Origin of the sequence: Edwardsiella ictaluri ATCC 33202, from assembly GCF_000264785.1 — a bacterium.
In the GTDB taxonomy this organism is placed as follows: Bacteria; Pseudomonadota; Gammaproteobacteria; order Enterobacterales; family Enterobacteriaceae; genus Edwardsiella; species Edwardsiella ictaluri.
In genome coordinates this window covers 1-3,481 of sequence record NZ_AFJI01000098.1, presented here as the reverse complement: position 1 = coordinate 3,481, position 3,481 = coordinate 1, and the positions used below count along the sequence as shown (strand labels likewise).

At 60.1% G+C, this 3,481-nt stretch carries 3 protein-coding genes; all 3 read right to left on the bottom strand.

All coding sequences use genetic code 11. The annotated features are described in order from the left end of the window. Positions 1-54: 54 nt before the first annotated feature. The 3 genes from EIEH_RS19830 to EIEH_RS14705 all read right to left on the bottom strand — a co-directional run bounded on the left by EIEH_RS19830 (position 55) and on the right by EIEH_RS14705 (position 3,406). Positions 55-246 carry a hypothetical protein gene (locus EIEH_RS19830; RefSeq protein ID WP_239642637.1) on the bottom strand — a complete coding sequence of 64 codons (192 nt, stop codon included), beginning with the start codon at positions 244-246 and terminating at the stop codon, positions 55-57. A 143-nt stretch (positions 247-389) separates the two neighbouring features. After that, complete coding sequence (locus tag EIEH_RS14710; RefSeq protein WP_050977461.1) at positions 390-2,603, bottom strand: TcfC E-set like domain-containing protein; 2,214 nt, start codon at positions 2,601-2,603, stop codon at positions 390-392. Positions 2,604-2,701: 98 nt separating this feature from the next. Next, positions 2,702-3,406 (bottom strand): fimbrial biogenesis chaperone, encoded by a 705-nt coding sequence (locus EIEH_RS14705; protein WP_015870873.1) that lies wholly within the window; start codon positions 3,404-3,406, stop codon positions 2,702-2,704. Positions 3,407-3,481: the final 75 nt, after the last annotated feature.

The following is a 3,481-nucleotide window of genomic DNA, read 5'->3' as shown; positions in this document are numbered from 1 at the left end:
GCGCCGCTCAGCCACAGCCCGAGACTTAACCCAATCCCCACGCTTACCTGACGTTTATTCACTCTTACACTCCACGATGGGTAGTTGATCGGCCGGCAGCTGCAGCGCCGAAGAGAGCGAGGCGCATGGCCGCCCCTCAGACAGCAGGGTAATCGCCCCGGTGGGGTGCAGCTGCAGCATAAACAGGCCGCTCTGTATCCGCTGTACCCCAATGCAGCCTGCCCCCTCACAGCGCAGTTGATCCACCCCATTCCCCTGCTGCCGGACCCGTATGGCCTGATTGCGCACCGGCAATACCGCGCGCGTGGTATCGACCAAACGCCCGGGCAGCAGATCGATCTGCTGCTGATAACGCGACTGATGGTTGTCAAAGACACGGCTCCCGCCAATCAGCCGCTCATCCAGCTGGTAACGGCTGTAGGCCGGCAGGGCGATGATTTTCCCCCGCCCTCCGTGTAGTAGCGGGTCATCCCGCTGCTCTGCTCTTTCAGTGCCACCGACACCGCCCCTTTCTCCTCTGCCGGCAGGCGCAGAAACGCCTGTTGGCTCAGCGCATCCGGCCGCTGGAACGATATCCCGTCTGAGGCGATCAGCTGGCTGGACTGCACATCGAGGCTGCCGGCTGCACCCGACTGATCGCTGGCCAGATAGACCTGCGCACGGACATCCGCGCTGCCCCGGTATTGCGCACCGGCCGAGAAGGTGGTCTGCGCGCCGTTGTCGGAGAACTGCTGGCCACCCTGCAGGTTAACCAGCCACGCCTCCGCCAGACTCTGGCTATAGTTCAGGGTGTTCTGGCTGCGCCAGCGACCCGCGTTTTGCTGCGAGTAGTAGCTGCTGGCCTGCAGGCTGCCTATCGGCACCGAGAGCCCCACCGAGGCGCTCCAGAGGTCGTTCCGGGCGTAGTTGAGGCTGGCGGTGAGATTGATATTCCAGGGTAAGCGGCTGAACAGCGACAGCGTATAGTATTGGCTCCGCTGGGACTGCTCGCGGAAAAACTGGTAGCCGAGCTGCAGCGTATGGTCCTGATGCAGGGCTACGCTGTAGTTGGCCAGCAGGTTTTCGCGGTTGGCCGACATGCCGGGGTGCTGGTCCAGATAGTCCGGGATCAGGCTGGGCTGCAGCACGTCGTCAGGCTCCACCGCGCCCGGCAGGGTGCGGACGAAGGGACGCTCACGCTGGCGGTAGCGCTCACGGGTGTATTGCAGCGAGAGCGGGTAGTAGGTGGCGACCAGATCGCTCTTCTGATACCCCTGGCTGCCCAGGGTCTGCAGCAGCGACAGGGTGAGGTTGCTGCTGCGGATATCGGCCCCCAGGGTGCCCAGAAACTCACGGTCGGCATAGCCGGTCAGCCCGGACAGGCTGACGATGTCGCCCAGCGGTACCGTGACGCCCAGCTCGCCCATCCAGGCGTTACCGTAATAGGCGTGATCGTCCAGGCGTCCGACGCTGAGGTGGGTGCTGACCCCCTCCAGGGTCGGGCCATCGTTGACCAGCAGCAGGGACTGGTCGGAAAACAGCTCGTCATTCAACCCCTTGATGACAACCCGCGCCTGATAGATCCCCGTCGGCAGGCTTTGGTAGGCAAGCTCCCCCATGCCGGCGTTGACACCGCGGCGCAGCAGCAGTTTATCGTCGCGCCACACCTCCAGCACCCCCGGCAGCGGGGCGTAGTAGGTGTAATGGCGATCGTTCTGGCTCCGCACCTGCATCTCCGCGGAGTTACCGAGCAGGAGGGCGGTCATCTGACTGTTTTTAAACAGGCTGCGCTGTGCCGAGGGGTTAAAGTCGTAGCTGTTGTCGACCGCGCCCAGCTGTGCCTTGAACCACTGGTATTGATAGACATAGTTCAGCGCATTGATGCCATAGTCCCGGTCGGTGACGTAGGCATCGTATTTCAGAAAGCCGCCGGGCAACCCCCACAGGCCATAGTCGCGGGCATAGAGGCTGTTGCCCTGATTCGCATAGCGGTTGGCAAAGAGGCTGGCATGGTTGACCAGCACCTTTTTCCCCTCATCTCCCTGCAGATATTCAACCTGACGCGTCTCGCGGGCAAAGTAGGCGGGGGCAAAGAAAAGGCGGACCTGACGTGCATAATAGTCGATCACCACCGCCATCCCCTCGCTGCTGAGGACACAGGTCGCCCGGCTGCCCTTGCAGCGGCTGTCGTGGGACACCCCGGCCGCAAACTGGCGGGCCACCTCGTCTGCCTGTTTCTGGCTCAACCCGGCGCGGGATAAAAACGCCGCCACCGCGGCGCTGTCGTCAATCCGCACGCTGTCCAGGGCAAGCTCCCCCTCAAAGCGGGCCTCATCCACCTGGGGGATCACCAGGGTAATCGCCATCGGGCTGGGGGTCAGGATTTTGCCGTAGCGGGAGCGGGCCAGCGGGACCCCGGAAGCCAGCGACATGCCATGCGCCATGGCCAGCGTCGCATTGTTCTGGGCCAGCGTCATATCATTGTGTGCCAGCGTCTGGGTGGCGACAGCGCCCTGCGCCAGCCCACGGTGATTGCTGGCCAGCGTATCTGTCGGAAGTGAGGGCGCCGCCCATGCAGCGCCTGCGAGCAGACCGGTAACCGGTAATATTTTTATGATGCTCATCTGGAAACTCGTCATGGTCATCTTCATCTTCAAGCCGGGTGACACCCTGTCAGGCGCGTTAGCGCAGGCTGCTGTCTGACAGACGATGGGTAATTTCCTTATCTGGCCGGGCGCAGGGCGATCTCTTTTTTATACTGCTCAGCAAGGTCAAAAAAGGTCACCTTCCCCCGCTCCAGATCGGCCGCGTCCGGGACGGGGATCTGCTTGTCATTGCCGGGGAGTAAAATGGCTTCGCTGTAGCAGGCGTCACTGCCGGCTTGCTTTTCTTTGGCCGGGCAGACATCCAGGATCAGGCGCAATACCTTATTGGTCGGGTTACTGAAATGAATCTTCCGGTTACTTAGCCAGGCCTGTGGCTCTCCGGTAATACGCTGGCTGCCGGGGATCAGATACCACGACTTATAGCCAATGGCGATGGCGACATTGCTTTTTTCGCCCTGCTCCTGCTGGCGTAAACTGTCGGGAATAAAGCTGACACCAATAATACGGTCGTGCGGGGTAATTTGAGCGGTACGGATAACCGAGACGCGTAATTCCCCCTTAGCATCAATAACGATATCCATCGGATCAATATAGAGCGGCCATGTTAAAAAATCATCCGGGGAGAGCGCACTCTCCTGATAACGCCCCTTCCCCGCACGCTGTAATTCGCTTAATGAGACCGCAAGGTAAACCGGCTCGTCATCCGGGTTTTTTAAGGTAAAGTAACGGCTGTTTTCACTGTCCACCTTAAACATGGAATCAACGGTGAAGGCATAGGCATGATTGATGATAAATAAGAATGGCAGGATCCACTTGTACATTGAAATCACCCTGGAGACAGCGACAAATTATCCGGCGATATATTCATCACCGGATAGCATTACAGACTGAAAATA

Bases quoted from the DNA above. Each gene is read 5' to 3' on its own strand.
- EIEH_RS14710 (WP_050977461.1), bottom strand. From the start codon at position 2,603: ATGAGCATCATAAAAATATTACCGGTTACCGGTCTGCTCGCAGGCGCT.
- EIEH_RS14705 (WP_015870873.1), bottom strand. From the start codon at position 3,406: ATGTACAAGTGGATCCTGCCATTCTTATTTATCATCAATCATGCCTAT.